This window comes from Nonomuraea sp. NPDC003754 (genome assembly GCF_053605785.1).
Map to the genome: position 1 here is coordinate 151,647 of NZ_JBSGJX010000013.1, position 17,113 is coordinate 168,759.

Below are 17,113 nucleotides of genomic sequence, written 5' to 3' on the forward strand. Positions count from 1 at the left end.
CGTAGGTCATGAGTGCCAGCGCCAAGCCCCGGCTCGCTGGCCGGCAACCCTCGCGTCCGCGGCGGGGTGCCCCGGGTGAAGACCTGGTCCGTCACGAGGTGTGGCGGGCAAGCGCGGGCTCCGACACGCCACGGCCAGGGGTCCGATGACCCCAGGAGGGCTGTGCCGTGTCCGTCGCGACGATCGTCGACCCCGTTCAGGTGAAGGTGCTGGGCGAGGACCTCGAGGTGCCCGTCAAGGGTGGCCGCCTGGTCTCCTACGCCAACCTGGACTACGCCGCCAGCGCGCCGTGTCTGGAGCCGGTCAGCGCGGCGGTGACCGCCGCGCTCCCGGCCTACTCCAGCGTCCACCGCGGCGCGGGCTACGCCTCCCAGCTCACCACCGCCCGCTACGAGCAGGCGCGCCACACCGTGCGCGCCTTCGTCGGCGCCCGCACCGACGACGCCGTGGTCTTCACCCGCAACACCACCGACGCCACCAACCTGCTGGCCAGGTGCCTGCCCGAGGGCACCACCGTCGTGGTCTTCGACACCGAGCACCACGCCTCCCTCCTGCCGTGGCAGCGGGTCGTCCGCCTCGCGCCGCCCGCCTTCCCCGGCGAGGCCGTCCGGCAGGCCGACGACGCGCTCGCCGCCATCGACGGCCCCAAGCTGCTGGTGGTGACCGCCGCCTCCAACGTGACGGGCGAGCTGTGGCCGATCGCCGCCCTCGCGCACGTCGCCCACCGGCACGGCGCCCGCGTCCTGGTCGACGCCGCCCAGCTCGTCCCCCACCGCAAGCTCAACCTGACCGCGCTCGACCTCGACTACGTCGCCTTCTCCGGGCACAAGCTCTACGCGCCGTTCGGGGCGGGCGTGCTGGTCGGGCGGCGCGACTGGCTGTCGGACGCCGAGCCGTACCTCAAGGGGGGCGGCGCGGTGAAGTCCGTGAGCGCCCTCGACGAGGGGACCGCCGAGTGGCACGAGGACGCCGAGCCGAGGCACGAGGCGGGCACCCCGAACGTGCTGGGCGCGATCGCGCTGGCCGCGGCGTGCGACGCCCTCACCGCGACGGGCTGGACGCCGCTGGTGCGCGAGGAGGAGCGGCTGATCGCCCGGCTGCGCGCGGGCCTGGCCGCGGTCGAGGGTGTGCACGAGCTGTCGCTGTGGGGGCCGGACCACCCGCGGGTCGGCATCGTGTCGTTCGTCGTCGACGGCTACACGGCCAGGGAGGTCGCCGAGGCGCTGTCCACCGAGTACGGCATCGGCGTGCGTGACGGGAAGTTCTGCGCCCACCCGTTCGTGCGGCACCTGCTGGATGCGACCGACGGGGGTTGCGAGGACGACACCGCCTCGGCCGTACGGGCCTCGATCGGCATCGGCACGACCGAGGAACACGTCGACCGCCTGGTCGCCGCCCTGCACGACCTGGTGTCCCGCCGCTAGGACCGGTTGGGCGTGTCGGGTGGCACGTCGTCGCTCTCCGGCTCGTCGAAGATGTCCATGGGGCGCTCGACCTCGCGCTCGGCGGCGCGACCCGCGGCTCTGCGCCGGGCACCGCGGGCGAACAGGGCGTCGATCCCGACGCGCCCCCCGCCGAGCGCCACCAGCAGGAGGCAGACCGCGCCGAGGGCGGCGACCAGCTCCCATCCGCCCGCCGACACGAAGACGCCCCTGCCGGCGTGCACGAACACCAGGGCGCCTGCCATGTCGGCGACCAGGGCGAGCGCCGCCACGCGCACCATCAGGCCGAGGACGAGGCAGGCGCCGCCGACCAGCTCGGCGACGGTGGCGAAGGTGGCGGCGGCCGTCGGCAGCGGGACGCCCTGCTGGGCGAACATCCGCGTGACGGCGCCGAGCCCGCCCTGCCACTTCTGCCATCCGTGGGCGATGAAGATCACGCCGATCGCCACGCGGGCGACCAGCGCGGCCAGGTCGAAACCCACTCCTTTCATGGGCCCTTTTGTCCCCATATCACCTGGCAAAATGCGCGAACAGACCATACCTTGACTGGATCACCACCACCGCCAGTGGCAGCATGACTGTATGGAAGAACGCGTGGTCGGGATCGGAGCGGGCGCCAAGGAACTGGCCACGGAGGACATGATCCTCAACATCGGCCCCCAGCACCCCTCGACGCACGGTGTTCTCCGGCTCCGCCTCACCCTCGACGGCGAGCGCATCGCCACGGCCGAACCCATCATCGGCTACATGCACAGAGGCGCGGAGAAGCTGTTCGAGGTCCGCGACTACCGGCAGATCATCATGCTGGCCAACCGGCACGACTGGCTGTCGGGCTTCGCCAACGAGCTCGGCGTGGTGATCGCCGCCGAACGCATGCTCGGCATGGAGGTCCCGGTCCGCGCCGTGTGGGCGCGCACCCTGCTGGCCGAGCTGAACAGGGTCCTGTCGCACCTGATGTTCCTCGGCTCCTATCCGCTCGAACTCGGCGCGATCACCCCGATCTTCTACGCCTTCACCGAGCGCGAGCGCATCCAGGGCGTCATGGAGGAGATCTCCGGCGGCCGGATGCACTACATGTTCAACCGCGTCGGCGGCCTCAAGGAGGAACTGCCCGCGGGCTGGCTCGACCGCGTCACCTCGGTCGTCGCCGCCACCCGCGCCAAGGTGCCCGACATCGAGAACCTCATCCTCGGCAACGAGATCTTCCTGGCCCGCACCAAGGGCGTCGGCGTCCTCGACCGCGACACGATCATGCAGTACGGCGTGACCGGCCCCATCGCCAGGGCCTCCGGGGTCGACGTCGACCTGCGGCGCGACCAGCCGTACCTCGCCTACGAGGAGCTGCCCGTCAAGGTCGTCACCCGTACGGCCGGCGACTGCCACGCCCGCTTCGAAGTCCTCATCGACCAGCTCAAGGTCTCGCTCGACCTGGCCGACGCCTGCGTCGAGCGGCTGCGCTCGCTGCCGCCCGGGCCGATCAACCAGCGCCTGCCCAAGGTGCTGAAGGTGCCGGAGGGCCACACCTACGCCTGGACGGAGAACCCGCTCGGCGTCAACGGCTACTACCTGGTCTCCAAGGGAGACAAGACGCCGTGGCGGATGAAGCTGCGCTCGGCCTCCTTCAACAACATCCAGGTGCTGCGCGAGATGCTGCCGGGCCACCTGGTCGCCGACATGGTCGCGATCCTCGGCTCGATGTTCTTCGTGGTGGGTGACATCGACAAGTGAGGGACAGATACGTCGACTGGCTCCGCGCGGTCAGTCTGATCACCGTTGTCGTCTGGCACTGGGCCTTCACCATCCTCGTCTGGACACCCGAGGGGCCGTCACCCACCAGCCCGCTCGGCTTCACCTCGGGGCTGTGGATGCTGACCTGGCTGTTCCAGGTGCTGCCGCTGTTCTTCTACGTCGGCGGCCACGTCCACCTGCTGTCGTGGCGCCGGGCCTGCGAGCGCGGAACGGGCATCGGCGCCTTCGTCTGGCGGCGCATCAAGGCCCTGGCCATCCCCGCGCTGACCCTGTCCGGCGCCTGGATCGCCTTCGGCGCGGTCGTGACGGCGCTGTTCGACGTGCCGTGGATGTGGCGGGTGGTGCTGCTGGTGCTCAGCCCGCTGTGGTTCCTCATCGTCTACCTGATGCTGATCGCGCTGCTGCCCGTCGCGCTGTGGCTGCACCGCCGCTACGACGTGCTCACCCTCATCTGGCTGGGCGGCGCCGCGCTGGTCGTCGACGTCGTACGGCTGCGCTACCAGGTCGAGTGGGTCGGCTGGCTCAACATGATCCTGGTGTGGGGCCTGGCCCACCAGGCGGGCTTCTTCTACGACAGGATCGTCGCCCTGCCCCGCCGCTACGACGTCGCCGTCCTGTGGACCGGCCTGTTCGGCCTGTTCGGCCTCGTCTACTCGGGCCTGTACCCCGGCAGCATGGTCGGCGTGCCGGGCGACAAGCTGTCGAACATGGCCCCGCCGACCTTCGTCATCGTGGCGCTGCTCATCTTCCAGATCGGCCTGGTCGAGGTGCTGCGGCCGACGATGGAGCGGGTGCTGGAGCGGCCCGCCTGGAAGCGGGTCAACGACACCATCAACAGGTTCGCGCTGCCGCTGTTCCTGTTCCACACCACGGGGATGGCCATCGCGCTGGGGGCGTGGTGGGCGCTGTTCGGCTTCCCGTCGGCCGATCCGCGGCCCAACCTCATGTGGTGGCTGGAGCGGCCGTTCGCCATCATCGGCCCGCTGCTGTGCACGCTCCCGGTCATCTACCTCTTCTCCCGCCGCGGCCGAGCGGACCGCACCCCGACCCCCTCGTGAGCGCACAACGTCCGCGGATCGAGCTCCGCGGCACGATGACGTGCTTCCTCGTCGACCGGATCCGGAGTGTGGACATCACCTTCATCCCCGGTGCACCCGTCTCTTACGTCGGCCGCGACGAGATGGCCGAGGTCGAGGACGCCGTCGCGCGCTATCTCGGCCTTTGAAGCTCGTCCTGCGGATCCTTCGGGACGCGGCAGGAGTTCTCCAGGTAAAGGCCCGCGACGATGAGCACCACGAACGCCAGGAACGACCCCGTGGCGACGAAGAACTCCACCCGCGGGGTCTCCCTGGTCAGCAACTGGACCGTCGTCAGCGAGAACCCGGCGAAGACGCCCGCGAAGACCGCGCCCGCGTACGCCGAGGCCTTCCCCAGCGCCGCCAGCCGGGCCACCGCCAGCGGCTCGACCGGTTTGGTGTCGGGCTTGCGGGCGATGCGCGCACGCGTCATCCAGCCGCTGTAGAACTCGCCGACGGCCAGCAGCAGGACGGTCGGGATCGCCGTCCACGGCACCAGCGGCAGATCGGCGTAGAACTGCCTGACGAACAGCCACGACAGCAGGGCGACGACGACCAGCACGCCTACCAGGACGGCGGGGCGAGTGGGCTTCAATCCGGCCCCTGCAGCTTGAGGTCCTGGCGCAGCCGTACGCCTGACTGGTCGAGCCCCTTCAGCAGGTCGGCGACCGGGCCGCGGCCCGGCATCACCGCCGAGGGGTCGGCCTCCACCCACGGCACCAGGACGAAGGCCCGCTCGTGGGCGCGCGGGTGCGGCAGCGTCAGCTCGGGGTCGTCGGAGACCACGTCGCCCGCGGCGATGATGTCGACGTCGAGCGTGCGCGGGCCCCAGCGTTCGGCCCTGACCCTGCCGAAGGCGTTCTCGATGCTCTGCGCCCGGTCCAGCAGCGTCTCGGGGGTGAGCTTGGACTCGGCGATGACGACGGCGTTGAGGTAGGGCTTCTGGTCGTCGGGGCCGCCGACGGGATCGGTCTCGTAGACCGGTGAGACCGCGACGAAGCGCAGCCCCGGCGCGTCGAACAGCGAGTCGATCGCGCCCTGAAGCGTCTGGAACCGGCTCCCCAGGTTGCTTCCCAGGGCGAGGACCACTTTCATGCACGGCTCCGCAGGATCGTGACGGCCACGTCGTCGAAGGGCAGCGGGATCGGGGCCGCAGGCTTGTGCACGGTGATCTCGGCCGCCTGCACGGTGTCGTCGGCCAGGCAGTGCTCGGCCAGCCGGGCGGCGAGCGTCTCGATCAGGTTGACCGGCTCCCCCTCGACGATCTTCGTCAGTGCCTGGGCCAGCTCGCCGTAGTGGACGGTGCGCGTGACGTCGTCGGTGTCGGCGGCGGGCCCGGTGTCGAGGAACAGCGTGGCGTCGATCACGAACTCCTGCCCGAGCTCGCGTTCGGCGGGCAACACCCCGTGGCGGCCCCGCGCGCGCAGCCCTCTGAGGGTGATCCGGTCAGCGGTCACGTTCGGCCTCCTCCTCCTCGTCCTCCTCGTCGCTCTGCAGCACCGGCGAGCCGTGGTGCATCCACAGCCGCCAGCCCCTGCCCGACCTGACGTAGACGTTGCTGGCCACCACCTTGCCGGCGGCGAAGCTGGCCTCGCCCTCCTCGCCCGCCGTCAGGATGTTCTCCACGCAGGTCAGGATCGCCACGTCGCCGAGCACCGTCGTCTGCACGTCGGTGAGCACGAACTGGATGTAGGTCGTGTTGGCCATGATGAGCGCCCACGACCGCAGCACCTCGGCCCGGCCCGACAGCATCGACCAGCCGGGATGCACGCACGACACCTGGCCGTCGGCGGTGTCCTCGGCCCAGATCTCGGTCATCTTGTCGAGGTCGGCGTCCTCGATGGCGGTGTAGAAGGCCTGGTTGACCGTCTCGATCGCGGCGATGTCGACGCTCATCGGCCGCTCCCTCGGGTCCAGGCGGCCGCCACGCGGACGGCGTCGGCGTTCGGAGCCACGTCGTGCACCCGTACGCACCAGGCGCCCGCCTGCGCGGCCAGCGCCGTGACCGCGGTCGTGGCGGCGTCGGAGCGCTCGAACGGGCGGGGAGTGCCGTCGGGATCGGCCAGCAGCCTGCCGAGGAACCTCTTGCGCGACGCCCCGATCAGCAGCGGGAAGCCCAGCTCGGCCAGCTCGCCGATGCCGGCCAGCAGCGCCCAGTTGTGCTCGGCGGTCTTCGCGAACCCCAGCCCGGGATCCAGCACGATCTGACTCTCGGAGACACCCTCCGCCAGCACCAGCGCGACCCGCTTTTCCAGTTCCTCGCGCACCTCGGCGACCACGTCGGAGTAGACCGCCCTGCTGTCCATGTCGTGGCTGTGGCCCCGCCAGTGCATCACCACGTACGGCACGCCCGTCGCGGCCACCACCCGCGGCATGTCGGGGTCGGCCAGACCGCCGCTGACGTCGTTGACGAGCGCGGCACCGGCCTCGACCGCCGCCCTCGCCACCTCGGCCCGCATCGTGTCGACACTCACCGTGACGCCCTCGGCCGTCAGAGCGCGGATCACGGGGACGACCCTGGCCAGCTCCTCCTCCTGCGACACCCGCGCCGCACCGGGCCGGGTGGACTCGCCACCGACGTCGACCAGGTCGGCGCCCTCCTCGACCAGCTCGAGGCCGTGGCGGACGGCGGCGTGCTCGTCGAACCACTGGCCGCCGTCGGAGAAGGAGTCGGGCGTCACGTTGACCACACCCATGACGAGGCAGCGCTCCTCGACTGGCAGCCCCATCTTCATGTCACCAAGCCTAGGTGCATCACTCGTGTCGTCTCCCCGCCGGGTCTCCCCTTTGTGGATAACGATCTGTCTCACCCCCGTGTACGGCTATGGCGTGACATGCTCCCGTGACGACCGCGGTTCCTGGATGGACAGGCGCCGACCGCGAAGGGTGGCGCCTGTCCGGGCGTGCCGTACCGGAGGAAGGGTCAGCGACCCAGGATGAGGGCCATCGCCTCGGCGCGGGTCTTCTCGCTGGTGCGGAAGTCGCCCCTGACCGCGGAGGTCATGGTCTTCGCGCCCGGCTTGCGGACCCCGCGCATGGTCATGCACAGGTGCTCGCACTCCATCACCACGATCACGCCGCGCGGCTCCAGCACCCGCATGAGCGCGTCGGCGATCTGCGAGGTCATGCGCTCCTGCACCTGCGGGCGCCTGGCGAAGACGTCGACCAGCCGGGCCAGCTTCGACAGCCCGGTGACCTGCCCCTTGTCGTTGGGGATGTAGCCGACGTGCGCCAGCCCGTAGAAGGGGACGAGGTGGTGCTCGCACGTGGAGTACACCTCGATGTCGCGCACCAGCACCATCTCGTCGTGGTCGACGTCGAACACCTTGTTCAGCACGTCCTCGGGGCGCTGGTGCAGCCCCGAGAACTGTTCGGCGTACGCGCGGGCCACCCTGGCGGGGGTGTCGAGCAGGCCGTCACGGTCCGGATCCTCGCCGATGGCGTACAGGATCTCCCGGACGGCCTTCTCGATCCGGGCGTGATCGACCTCGCGCGGCTTCACGCACCCTCACCAGAGGGGAGAGCGTTGTCGGCGCGCGCGGTCAGTGCGCCGTTTCCGGACTGCTCCTTCGGCGTCAGCACCGGCGGGCGGTCCGAGGGGAGCCGCTTGCCGTAGCCCGCGTAGGACGGGCGGTGCTCCTTGACGACGACGGGCGAGAAGATCTGGAGCACCTGCTCGCGGGAGAGGGTCTCCTTCTCCATGAGCTCCAGCACCAGGTTGTCGAGGACGTCGCGGTACTCCACGAGGATGTCCCACGCCTGGTCGTGCGCCGTCTCGATCATCCGGCGCACCTCCTCGTCGATCGTGGAGGCGATCTTCTCGGAGTAGTCGCGCTCGTGGCCCATCTCGCGGCCCAGGAAGACCTCGGCCTGGCCGGTGCCGAACTTGCGGGCGCCGAGCTGCTCGCTCATGCCGTACTCGGTGACCATGCGGCGGGCGACGGCGGTGGCCTTCTCGATGTCGTTGGAGGCGCCGGTGGTGGGCTCGTGGAAGACGAGCTCCTCCGCCGCGCGACCGCCGAGCAGCATCGCGAGCTGGTCCATCATCTCCGACCGCGTGGCGAGGAACTTGTCCTCCATCGGCAGGGTCATGGTGTAGCCGAGCGCGCGGCCGCGGGAGAGGATCGTGATCTTGTGCACGGGGTCGCTGTTGGGCAACGCGTGCGCCACGAGCGCGTGACCGCCCTCGTGGTAGGCGATCATCTTCTTCTCCTTGTCCGACATCACCCGCGTCTTGCGCTCGGGGCCGGCCATGACGCGGTCGATGGACTCCTCGAGGGTGTCCATGGTGATCAGCTTCTGGTCGGCGCGCGCGGTGAGCAGCGCCGCCTCGTTGATCACGTTGGCCAGGTCGGCACCGGTGAAGCCGGGCGTACGGCGGGCGATGACGTCGAGGTCGACCTCGGGCGCGAACGGCTTGCCGCGGCCGTGGACCTTGAGGATGCCCTTGCGGCCCTCCAGGTCGGGACGGTCGACGGTGACCTGCCGGTCGAACCGGCCGGGACGCAGCAGCGCCGGGTCGAGGATGTCGGGCCGGTTGGTCGCGGCGATGAGGATCACGCCGCCCTTGACGTCGAAGCCGTCCATCTCGACGAGCAGCTGGTTCAGCGTCTGCTCGCGCTCGTCGTGACCGCCGCCGAGGCCGGCGCCGCGGTGGCGGCCGACGGCGTCGATCTCGTCGATGAAGATGATCGCCGGCGCGTTGGCCTTGGCCTGCTCGAACAGGTCACGCACGCGGCTGGCGCCGACACCCACGAACATCTCGACGAAGTCGGAGCCGGAGATGGAGTAGAACGGCACGCCCGCCTCACCCGCGACCGCGCGGGCGAGCAGGGTCTTGCCGGTGCCGGGCGGGCCGTACAGCAGCACGCCCTTGGGGATCTTGGCGCCGATGGCCTGGAACTTGGCCGGGGCCTGCAGGAACTCCTTGATCTCCTGCAGCTCCTCGATGGCCTCGTCCGCGCCGGCGACATCGGCGAACGTCGTCTTGGGGGTGTCCTTGGTGATCAGCTTCGCCTTCGACTTGCCGAAGTTCATCACCCGGCTGCCGCCGCCCTGCATCTGGTTCATGATGAACAGGAAGATGAGGACGATGATGACGATCGGCAGGAAGCTGACGAGCAGGCCGATCAGGAAGTTCTCCTGCGGCACCTCGACGTTGAAGCCGTTCTTGAGCTTGCCGGCCTGGTCCTGCTTCTCGAGCTCGTCGACGAGCTGCACACCCTGCCCCGCCACCCAGCTCGACTGGATGCGGTTGGTGGAGACGTCGCCGATCTTGACCGGGGTGTTGAGCGTCAGCTCGATACGCTGGTCCTTGTCGACGACCTTCGCGTTGGAAACGTTGCCGTCGCGGATCTGCTTGAGCACCGTGGACGTGTCGGCTGTCTTGAAGTTGCCGTCACCGCTCCACATCGTGGTGACAAGCAGGAGCAGCACGACGATGCCCAGGATCCACAGCAGTGGCCCACGTGTAAATCGCTTGAGATCCATCCGATGCGGAACCCCTGCGGGCCCGTCCCTTCCTGACCAAGGCCTTGAACCCCGACGATCCGGGGCTGCGGCATCCGACACCGCTCCTACTGACTACCCGAGGGCGACACGGGGTCACCCCCTCGGTGTCAGAAGGTACACCGGGGGAGGCGCAGGGTCACTGCCCGCTCCACCGGCCTTGCCCTACCAACGTACGTCAGGCCGCTCGATGTTCCCCGCCATTCGTCGGCTGTCAGCTGTTGTAGACGTGCGGCGCGAGCGTCCCGATGAAGGGGAGGTTGCGGTAACGCTCCGCGTAGTCGAGCCCGTAGCCGATGACGAACTCGTTCGGGATGTCGAAGCCGATGTACTTGACCTCGATCGGCACCTTGACCGCGTCGGGCTTGCGCAGTGCCGCGCAGATCTCCAGCGAGGCGGGGTTGCGCGACTTCAGGTTGTCGAGCAGCCAGCTCAGCGTGAGGCCGGAGTCGATGATGTCCTCGACGATCAGCACGTGGCGGTTGGTGATGTCGGTGTCGAGGTCCTTCAGGATCCGCACCACGCCCGACGACTTGGTGCCGGCGCCGTAGGAGGACACCGCCATCCAGTCGGTCTGGACCGGCAGGTGCAGGGCCCTGGCCAGGTCGGCGACCACCATCACCGCGCCCTTCAGCACGCCGACGAGCAGCAGGTCCTTGCCTGAGTAGTCTGCGTCGATCCGAGCCGCCAGTTCGCCGATCTTGGCCTGGAGCTCGTCTTCGGAGATGAGGACCCTCTCGAGGTCCTTGCCCATGTCGGCTGCGTCCACCTGGGTGTCCTTACGCTTGGTTCTCTTGCGCGGGGGCGAACACAAGGGTGCCATACCGCCGAACCACACCAACTCCCCCGGGTAGGTCGGCCCTTCCCTGCCCTCGCCATGCCGTGATCAGCCGTTCCACGGCCATCACGTGGCCCGCCGACAGCGCTCCCGAGGGCGAGCCCGCGGCGATCGCCGCGCGCCGCAGCACGCGCCGCCGCACGGCGGCCGGAAGACCGTCGAGCCCCGGTACGGCAAGCGTCACAACCCCGCCGATATCGCTTAGAGCGCAATCGTCGAAGGCCCTCGCGGCCCACTCGTCGAGGGCGTCGGCGTCGTCCCTCGCCAGATCGGCGGTCCGCGCGAGCGCCTGGGCGACGCCTGGCCCCAGCTCCCCCTCCAGCACCGGCAGCACCCTGGTGCGCACCTTCACCCTGGTGTAGCGGGTGTCGGTGTTGTGCGGGTCGTCCCACACGTCGAGACCCAGCGCCGCGCAGGCGGCCTCGGTGGTGTCCCTGCCGAGCCGGAGGAACGGCCTACGGTAGCGGCCCGCGCGCTCCGCCATCCCCGACAGCGACCGCGGTCCGCTGCCCCTGGCCAGGCCGAGCAGGACGGTCTCGGCCTGGTCGTCACGGGTGTGGGCGAGCAGGACCGTCACGGCTCCCAGCCGGTCGGCCGCCTCGGCGAGCGCCTGGTAGCGGGCGTCGCGGGCGGCCGCCTCGGGACCGCCCGCCGTACCGACGCTGACGGTGAGGACCTCGACCGGGTCCAGGCCCCACCCCCTCGCCGTCTCGGCGACCTTCACCGCCCGGTCGGCCGAGCCGTCCTGGAGCTGGTGGTCGACGGTCAGGAGACCGGCGCGGATGTTCGCCCTGGGCGCAACGAAGGCCAGGGCGGCGGCCAGCGCGAGCGAGTCGGCGCCGCCGCTGCAGGCGGCCAGCACCAGGTCGCCGGGGACGAGGTCGGCCAGCGCCTCGCGGACGGCTCGCCGTACGTCGGCGACGGCCGGATGTGGGCCCATGGCGCCATTCTCCCGCCCCTCGGGCCCCGCTCAGCCGGACGGTCCCCGCGACGCCCGCGCCTGGCCAGACCTCGGGGATCGTTCCCGCGTCCGGCCAGACCGCCGGGATCGTCCCCGCGACGCCCGCGCCGGTCAGGCCTCCGGGTCGGCCGGCTGGGCCGGGAGGGCGGGCGGGCTCTGCGGGACGACGCGCGCGATCCACCGGTCAGGATCGGCGATCTCGTCCGACATCGGCAGCGTCTCCGGCGAGGTCCACACGCGGTTGAACCCGTCCATCCCCACCTTGCCGACCACGTGCCGGACGAAGGCCGACCCCTCGGCGTACTGCTTCATCTTCATCTCGAGGCCCAGCAGCTTGCGCACCGTGCGGTCGAGGCGCGACATCCCCTCGCGGCGCTGGCTGAACTTCGCTCTGATGTCGGCCACCGACGGCACCACGCTCGGGCCGACCGCGTCCATCACGTAGTCGCCGTGGCCCTCCAGGAGCGTCATCACCGCGGTGATCCGGTCGAGGATCTCCTTCTGCTCCGGCGTCTGGATCACGTCGATGAGGTTGCCGTCGCCGGTGCCGCGCACCACGTCCGCCACGGTGTCGGCGGCGGCGCGCAGCCGTTCGAGCAGGGTGGCCACGTCGAGGTCGGAGGCGAGCAGGAAGTCGGTCATCTGCGACCTGACGTACTCGCGCAGCCACGGCACCCCCGTGAACTGCACCCGGTGCGTCTCCTCGTGCAGGCACACCCACAGGCGGAAGTCGCGCGGGTGGACGCCCATCTCGCGCTCGGCGTTGACGATGTTCGGCGCGACGAGGGTGAGGCGGCCGATGGGCTCGCGTCCCGTCGGGTCGGGCGGCAGGAACAGCTCGTACTGGCCCAGCACCCGCGAGGCGAGGAAGGCCAGCACGGCGCCCACCTCGACGCCGGTGATCCGCGACCCGACGGCGCTGACGATGGCGGGCGGCGGGTTGTCGCGGTTGGCCATCCGCTCGGTCAGCGGTTCGAGCACGACGCGGAAGCCTTCGACGTTCGCCCGGATCCATCCCGGCCGGTCGACGATGGTGGCGGGCTGCGGCGGGGTGGCCGCCTCTATCTTGGTGAACTCGCGGACGTGCCCCTCCGCTTCACGGGAGAGGGTGCGCAGTTCGGTGACGGCGTGGCGGGCCTCCTCACGGCTCACCTGTGGTCCGGGGCGCACCAGGCGCGTTCCGGTCGAGACGGCCAGATCCCAGTCGATCACCTGCATACCGTCCACCGTACGTGGTCGGCTCGCCCACTGCGAAGAACTGGCCCGCCCTCCTGCGCGGGCCCGGCGCCGCCGCCCGGCTGCCGCGTGCCCGGGCCGGTCAGGAGCGGGCGACGATGGCGGCCAGACGGTCGAGGACCGACTCGGCGGTGTAGGGGACCTTGTCGGCCAGGAAGGCGAAGGTGACCAGCCGCCCCGAGCGCGTGGTGGCGAACCCGGCCAGCGTGTTGACGTGGTTGAGCGTGCCGGTCTTGGCGCGGACCAGGCCGACCTGCCCCTTGCTGTCCCCGCCGGTGAAGCGGTGGCCGAGCGTCCCGGTGAACCCCGCGATCGGCATGCCGGCGAGCAGCGGACGCAGCGCGGGGTCCTTGGCCGCCACGGCCAGCACACGGGCCAGGCCCTCCGCGCTGATCCGGTTCCTGATGGACAGCCCCGACCCGTCGGAGACCGTCACGCCCTTGTCGATGCCCAGCCGCTTGAGCACCGCCAGCACCGCCTGGGAGCCGCCCTCGAAGGAGGCGGGCCTGCCCTCCTTGATGGCCACGTGCCTGGCCAGCGCCTCGGCCAGATCGTTGTCGCTCTTCGTGAGCGTGCGTTCGACGAGCGCGTAGACGGGCGCGGACTCCACCGCGGCGAGCGTGGCCGCCCCGCGGGCCGCCTTGGCCGGGCGGATCGACGCGCCGACGCTGATGCCGTACTTGCCGAGGGTCTTGGCGAACGCGGTGGCCGCGTAGGCGGCCGGGTCGGCGACGCGCGGCGTCGAGGAGGCCGGGTTCTGGCGGCCCTCGTCGATCGCCAGCGCGTGGACGGGAGCGGCCTCGCCGTCCGGGATGTAGTTGGGCTTCCAGCCGGGCGCGGACCCACTGCCGGTGAAGAGGGAGGCGTCGTAGGAGAGCGTGACCTTGGTGACGCCCGACGACTTGAGCGCGGCCGCGGTGCGGGAGGCGAGCTGGACCATCGACGCCTGCTTGGGATAGGCGCCCGGCTTGGCCGACGGCCCGGCCAGCGTCGGGTCGCCGCCGCCGACCAGCACGATCGAGTTGCGGTTCGGGCCCTGGACGACGGAGGTCTTCAGGCGGGCGTCGGGACCGAGGGAGGCGAGCGCGGCGGCGCAGGTCACCACCTTGGTGGTGGAGGCCGGGGTGATCCCGGTGGCGGCGCCGGCGGCGAAGATCTGCTCCCCCGTCCCTGCGTCGATGACGACGGCGCCCACCCTGTCACCGAGCGCTTCGTCACCCAGGGCGTCGGCGAGCTGTGCGGTCAAAGTACCCTTAGGGGGGAGAGGTCCGTCTCCACCCGAGGCCAGCACCGGCCCCGCGGTGACCACAGGGACGGGCGAAGGCTCAGCACGCTCGGTCGGCAGTGGTTCAGGCCTCGTCAGCGCGCCCAGGCTGAGATCGTTCGTCAGCGCGTACGCGCCGGCGACGATCGTCACCGCCTGGAGCATGGCGAGTGTGGTCAACGCCACCCACCGCTCGCGCCGCACCACGTCGCCGACCTCTCTCTCAGTTCGCCTACGAGACATTAACGCCCAACCGGGGGTGCCCGGGGGGCTCGAGCGGAGGAACCGCGGTGGAGTTCGACGTTGTCGTTGAAATTCCGAAGGGGCAACGGAACAAGTACGAAGTGGACCACGAGACCGGCAAGATCAGGCTTGACCGGCTCCTGTTCACCTCCACGCAGTACCCCGCCGACTACGGCTTCATCGAGCACACCCTCGGCGAGGACGGCGACCCGCTCGACGCCCTCGTGCTGCTGCAGGAGCCGACCTTCCCCGGCTGCTACATCACCTGCCGCGCGGTCGGCATGTTCCGCATGACCGACGAGAAGGGCGGCGACGACAAGGTCCTGTGCGTGCCCGCCACCGACCCGCGGATGGAGCACATCCGCGACATCCACCACGTGGCGGAGTTCGACCGGCTGGAGATCCAGCACTTCTTCGAGGTGTACAAGGACCTGGAGCCCGGCAAGTCGGTCGAGGGCGCCAACTGGGTGGGCCGCGTCGAGGCCGAGGCCGAGATCGAGCGCTCGTTCCAGCGCGCGAAGGAGCAGGGCTACACCGCCCACTGACGGTTTCCCCGCGGGGCGCGGGGTTTCGTGGTGGCTCACGTCTCACGGGACCTCCCGTCTCGCGGGTGTGTCCGTCTCAGCGGACCCGCGACTCGTCGAATCTCGCGCCTTGTGGAACGTCGCGCTTCGTGGCACGTCGCGCCTGGTGGCACCTCGCGGCTTGTGGCACCTCGCGGCTTGTGGCACCTCGCGTCTTGTGGAACCTCGCGTCTTGTGGACGCTCGCTCGGCGACCGTTGTCCTCCGGCGTGCGGTGGATGGTGCGCACCGCCGGATCTCGGCGCTTCCGGACGCTCACGTCTCGCGGAAGCGATGTCGCTGGAGGATTCCCTCGGCGTACGGCCGGACCGGGCGGCCTAGCGGGGACGGGTCGCGCCGACCAGGTCCCTGCGCCACATGGAGGCGATGCGGACCACGTCTCCCGTCTGCGGCGCGTGCACCATCATGCCGCGCCCGACGAAGATCCCCACGTGGTGGATGTCTCCGGGATTGTTCGTGACCTTGCCGAAGAACAGCAGGTCACCCCTCTGCAACTGATTCAGAGGGACGTGCGGGCCCGCGTTCCACTGCGTGCCCGTCCAGTGGTCGAGCCGCACCCCGACCTTCTCCCAGGCCCGCATGGAGAGCCCGGAGCAGTCAAAGCCCGACGGGCCGGCGGCCGCCCACACGTACGGCTTGCCGAGCTGCGTCAGCGCCCAGTTGGCCACGACGTCACCCGTCGTCTGGCCTGGTGTCATCCATCTGGCGGCCGATCCGGCCCCGCTGGCCTTCGCCAGCCGCTGTTGTCGCTCCAGCCGGGCCTGTTCCATCGCGGTGGCCCGCTGCCTGGCCAGCTGTTCGGCCTCGGTGCGCGCCGCGTCCACGCGTTTCTCCAGCGTGACCTTCTCCGCCTCGATGGCCTCGGTCTCGCGTTGCTGCGTGTCGACCGCCGCCTCGGCCGCCGCCTTGGCCTCTTCGGCCTGCGCGGCGGCCCGTTGTTGCTCGGTGTAGGCGTCCTCGGCCTGCGCGCGGAGCACGGTCGCCACCTGTTGGGTGTCGCGCACCTGTTTCAGCTTCTCGGTCTGCTCCTGGCCGATGGATTCGAGCGTGCTCGTCCGGTGCAGGTAGCCCTCGAGCCCGCCGCCGTCGCTGAACAGGCTGACCATGGGATTGCTGAGATCCATGCCCGCGTACGACTGCGTGGCCAGCATCGAGACGGCGGCCTTCGTCGCCGCCACCCTGTCCTCGGCCGCTTTCAGCCGCTCCATGGCCATGGAATGCCGCTCCCGCGCCCCGTCCAGCCGGACGATCTGGCCGTTGTACGCCTCGACCATCCGCCCGGCGTTGACGGCCAGCTCGTCCAGCCGCGTGTTGGCCGCGGCCAGCCGTACGCTTGCCACCCCGAGCGCCTTGGCCCGCTGCTTCACGGTGGCGCGCGCCCTGGCGACCTCACCCGCGGATGGCGCGGGCTCGGCGGCAGCCGGTGGGCACAACGTCGCCACCATGCAACAGGCGACGAACAGGCGTGTTCTGACGGTATGCATACGATTCCCCCCTGCGCATGCGTCGTCACTCTATGCACACGATTCCCATTAGTCACACAGCGCACACATGAAACTTACGTAACGTAATCACCGCAGGCGGAGTAGGCGTTCTATCCACGGCCGGAGTCCCGTCGAGGGCGGTATCGCCCCCTTCGGGTAGGCGAAGACCGGCGTCTCGCTCCCATACGCAGCGTGAAGTTCGGCGGCCTTGCACCAGTCGGCGGTGACGCGGGCGGCGGCCCACGCGGCGGCGATGGCCGGGCGCGCCTCGGGATGGCGTTCGAAGGTCTGGTAAAGGGTCATGGTGGCGTGGGCGGCCTGGTGCCCGACGCGGGGATAGGCGGCGCCCGCCAGGTAGGGGGCGGTGACCCGGCCGCCGTAGGCGGTGCCGAGCACCCAGGTCCAGTCGGCGACGACGAGGGCCAGCACGGGGTCGGGCACGGCGGCGGCCGCGCCGTACATGCGCTCCTGGCGGGGTCCGGCGAGCCTGCACCTCGTCCACAACCAGTCGAGGTCGGCGGGAGGGTCGCCGCGGGCCAGCCACGAGAGCGTGGCGAGGGAGCGCGCGGTGAGCAGGCGGGACAGGTCGAGCACGTCCCTGAGCATGCGGGGGCCGGGGTCGAGCCAGGTCGGCCAGTCGATCTCATGGACGCGGGGCACCAGGTCGGCCAGTTCCCCGGGAACGGGGAGCGGGCAGACCCGGTGCCCCTTGACGGTGAAGCGCTCCAC

18 protein-coding genes and 1 riboswitch are annotated in these 17,113 nt (G+C 70.5%); of the genes, 4 read left to right on the plus strand and 14 right to left on the minus strand.

Annotation, left to right across the window (positions count from 1 at the left end):
* The first annotated feature begins 4 nt into the window (after positions 1-4).
* A riboswitch (SAM riboswitch) is annotated at positions 5-120 on the plus strand.
* Between the two features lie 47 nt (positions 121-167).
* Positions 168-1,424: an aminotransferase class V-fold PLP-dependent enzyme gene (locus tag ACWEVS_RS18590; protein WP_452552498.1), complete on the plus strand. Its 1,257-nt coding sequence runs from the start codon at positions 168-170 to the stop codon at positions 1,422-1,424.
* On the opposite strand, the gene ACWEVS_RS18595 is transcribed toward ACWEVS_RS18590, so the two are convergent.
* The gene (locus ACWEVS_RS18595; RefSeq protein ID WP_452552500.1) at positions 1,421-1,933 is read right to left on the minus strand and encodes a DoxX family protein; all 513 of its coding nucleotides are present in this window, start codon (positions 1,931-1,933) and stop codon (positions 1,421-1,423) included. The genes ACWEVS_RS18590 and ACWEVS_RS18595 overlap by 4 nt on opposite strands.
* A gap of 91 nt (positions 1,934-2,024) precedes the next feature.
* Between ACWEVS_RS18595 and ACWEVS_RS18600 the strand changes: the two genes are divergently transcribed.
* Both ACWEVS_RS18600 and ACWEVS_RS18605 read left to right on the plus strand, forming a co-directional pair.
* Positions 2,025-3,170, plus strand: coding sequence for an NADH-quinone oxidoreductase subunit D (locus tag ACWEVS_RS18600; RefSeq protein WP_354909362.1), 1,146 nt, complete (start codon positions 2,025-2,027; stop codon positions 3,168-3,170).
* A complete protein-coding gene (locus tag ACWEVS_RS18605; RefSeq protein WP_452552502.1) occupies positions 3,167-4,249 on the plus strand; it encodes an acyltransferase family protein in 1,083 nt (360 codons plus the stop codon). The genes ACWEVS_RS18600 and ACWEVS_RS18605 overlap by 4 nt, the downstream gene beginning before the upstream one ends.
* Before the next feature lie 151 nt (positions 4,250-4,400).
* Here ACWEVS_RS18605 and ACWEVS_RS18610 read toward each other — a convergent pair whose 3' ends face one another.
* The 11 genes from ACWEVS_RS18610 to dacB form a co-directional block, all read right to left on the minus strand.
* Entirely contained in the window at positions 4,401-4,862 is a 462-nt protein-coding gene (locus ACWEVS_RS18610; RefSeq protein WP_354909357.1) for a DUF3180 domain-containing protein, read from the minus strand.
* Positions 4,859-5,362, minus strand: coding sequence for a 2-amino-4-hydroxy-6-hydroxymethyldihydropteridine diphosphokinase (gene folK, locus ACWEVS_RS18615; protein WP_354909355.1), 504 nt, complete (start codon positions 5,360-5,362; stop codon positions 4,859-4,861). Before folK ends, ACWEVS_RS18610 begins: the two co-directional genes overlap by 4 nt.
* A complete protein-coding gene (gene folB / locus ACWEVS_RS18620; RefSeq protein ID WP_354909352.1) occupies positions 5,359-5,724 on the minus strand; it encodes a dihydroneopterin aldolase in 366 nt (121 codons plus the stop codon). Before folB ends, folK begins: the two co-directional genes overlap by 4 nt.
* Complete coding sequence (locus tag ACWEVS_RS18625) at positions 5,714-6,163, minus strand: nuclear transport factor 2 family protein (protein ID WP_354909351.1); 450 nt, start codon at positions 6,161-6,163, stop codon at positions 5,714-5,716. Before ACWEVS_RS18625 ends, folB begins: the two co-directional genes overlap by 11 nt.
* Positions 6,160-7,002, minus strand: coding sequence for a dihydropteroate synthase (folP, locus tag ACWEVS_RS18630; RefSeq protein WP_449922003.1), 843 nt, complete (start codon positions 7,000-7,002; stop codon positions 6,160-6,162). Before folP ends, ACWEVS_RS18625 begins: the two co-directional genes overlap by 4 nt.
* Before the next feature lie 188 nt (positions 7,003-7,190).
* Entirely contained in the window at positions 7,191-7,769 is a 579-nt protein-coding gene (gene folE / locus ACWEVS_RS18635) for a GTP cyclohydrolase I FolE (protein ID WP_449922005.1), read from the minus strand.
* Positions 7,766-9,757, minus strand: a complete 1,992-nt coding sequence (gene ftsH / locus ACWEVS_RS18640) for an ATP-dependent zinc metalloprotease FtsH (protein WP_449922007.1) — start codon at positions 9,755-9,757, stop codon at positions 7,766-7,768. Before ftsH ends, folE begins: the two co-directional genes overlap by 4 nt.
* Before the next feature lie 232 nt (positions 9,758-9,989).
* Positions 9,990-10,544 (minus strand): hypoxanthine phosphoribosyltransferase, encoded by a 555-nt coding sequence (gene hpt / locus ACWEVS_RS18645; RefSeq protein WP_354909343.1) that lies wholly within the window; start codon positions 10,542-10,544, stop codon positions 9,990-9,992.
* Positions 10,545-10,554: 10 nt separating this feature from the next.
* Positions 10,555-11,553 (minus strand): tRNA lysidine(34) synthetase TilS, encoded by a 999-nt coding sequence (gene tilS / locus ACWEVS_RS18650; RefSeq protein ID WP_452552505.1) that lies wholly within the window; start codon positions 11,551-11,553, stop codon positions 10,555-10,557.
* Between the two features lie 132 nt (positions 11,554-11,685).
* Positions 11,686-12,792, minus strand: coding sequence for a zinc-dependent metalloprotease (locus ACWEVS_RS18655; protein ID WP_449922009.1), 1,107 nt, complete (start codon positions 12,790-12,792; stop codon positions 11,686-11,688).
* A 100-nt stretch (positions 12,793-12,892) separates the two neighbouring features.
* The gene (gene dacB / locus ACWEVS_RS18660) at positions 12,893-14,056 is read right to left on the minus strand and encodes a D-alanyl-D-alanine carboxypeptidase/D-alanyl-D-alanine endopeptidase (RefSeq protein ID WP_449922011.1); all 1,164 of its coding nucleotides are present in this window, start codon (positions 14,054-14,056) and stop codon (positions 12,893-12,895) included.
* Positions 14,057-14,364: 308 nt separating this feature from the next.
* Here dacB and ACWEVS_RS18665 point away from each other — a divergent pair, with 308 nt between their 5' ends.
* The gene (locus ACWEVS_RS18665) at positions 14,365-14,862 is read left to right on the plus strand and encodes an inorganic diphosphatase (protein WP_354909332.1); all 498 of its coding nucleotides are present in this window, start codon (positions 14,365-14,367) and stop codon (positions 14,860-14,862) included.
* A 355-nt stretch (positions 14,863-15,217) separates the two neighbouring features.
* Here the strand turns inward: ACWEVS_RS18665 and ACWEVS_RS18670 are convergent, their stop codons facing one another.
* Positions 15,218-16,384: an NlpC/P60 family protein gene (locus ACWEVS_RS18670; protein WP_449922013.1), complete on the minus strand. Its 1,167-nt coding sequence runs from the start codon at positions 16,382-16,384 to the stop codon at positions 15,218-15,220.
* An 87-nt stretch (positions 16,385-16,471) separates the two neighbouring features.
* On the minus strand, positions 16,472-17,113 hold the full coding sequence (locus ACWEVS_RS18675) for a hypothetical protein (RefSeq protein WP_449922015.1): 642 nt from the start codon (positions 17,111-17,113) through the stop codon (positions 16,472-16,474).

Coding starts and splice junctions, on each gene's coding strand:
- folP (WP_449922003.1), bottom strand. CDS start 7,002: ATGAAGATGGGGCTGCCAGTCGAGGAGCGCTGCCTCGTCATGGGTGTG.
- tilS (WP_452552505.1), bottom strand. CDS start 11,553: ATGGGCCCACATCCGGCCGTCGCCGACGTACGGCGAGCCGTCCGCGAG.
- ACWEVS_RS18655 (WP_449922009.1), bottom strand. CDS start 12,792: ATGCAGGTGATCGACTGGGATCTGGCCGTCTCGACCGGAACGCGCCTG.
- folK (WP_354909355.1), bottom strand. CDS start 5,362: ATGAAAGTGGTCCTCGCCCTGGGAAGCAACCTGGGGAGCCGGTTCCAG.
- ftsH (WP_449922007.1), bottom strand. CDS start 9,757: ATGGATCTCAAGCGATTTACACGTGGGCCACTGCTGTGGATCCTGGGC.
- ACWEVS_RS18600 (WP_354909362.1), top strand. CDS start 2,025: ATGGAAGAACGCGTGGTCGGGATCGGAGCGGGCGCCAAGGAACTGGCC.
- ACWEVS_RS18670 (WP_449922013.1), bottom strand. CDS start 16,384: ATGCATACCGTCAGAACACGCCTGTTCGTCGCCTGTTGCATGGTGGCG.
- ACWEVS_RS18625 (WP_354909351.1), bottom strand. CDS start 6,163: ATGAGCGTCGACATCGCCGCGATCGAGACGGTCAACCAGGCCTTCTAC.
- ACWEVS_RS18595 (WP_452552500.1), bottom strand. CDS start 1,933: ATGAAAGGAGTGGGTTTCGACCTGGCCGCGCTGGTCGCCCGCGTGGCG.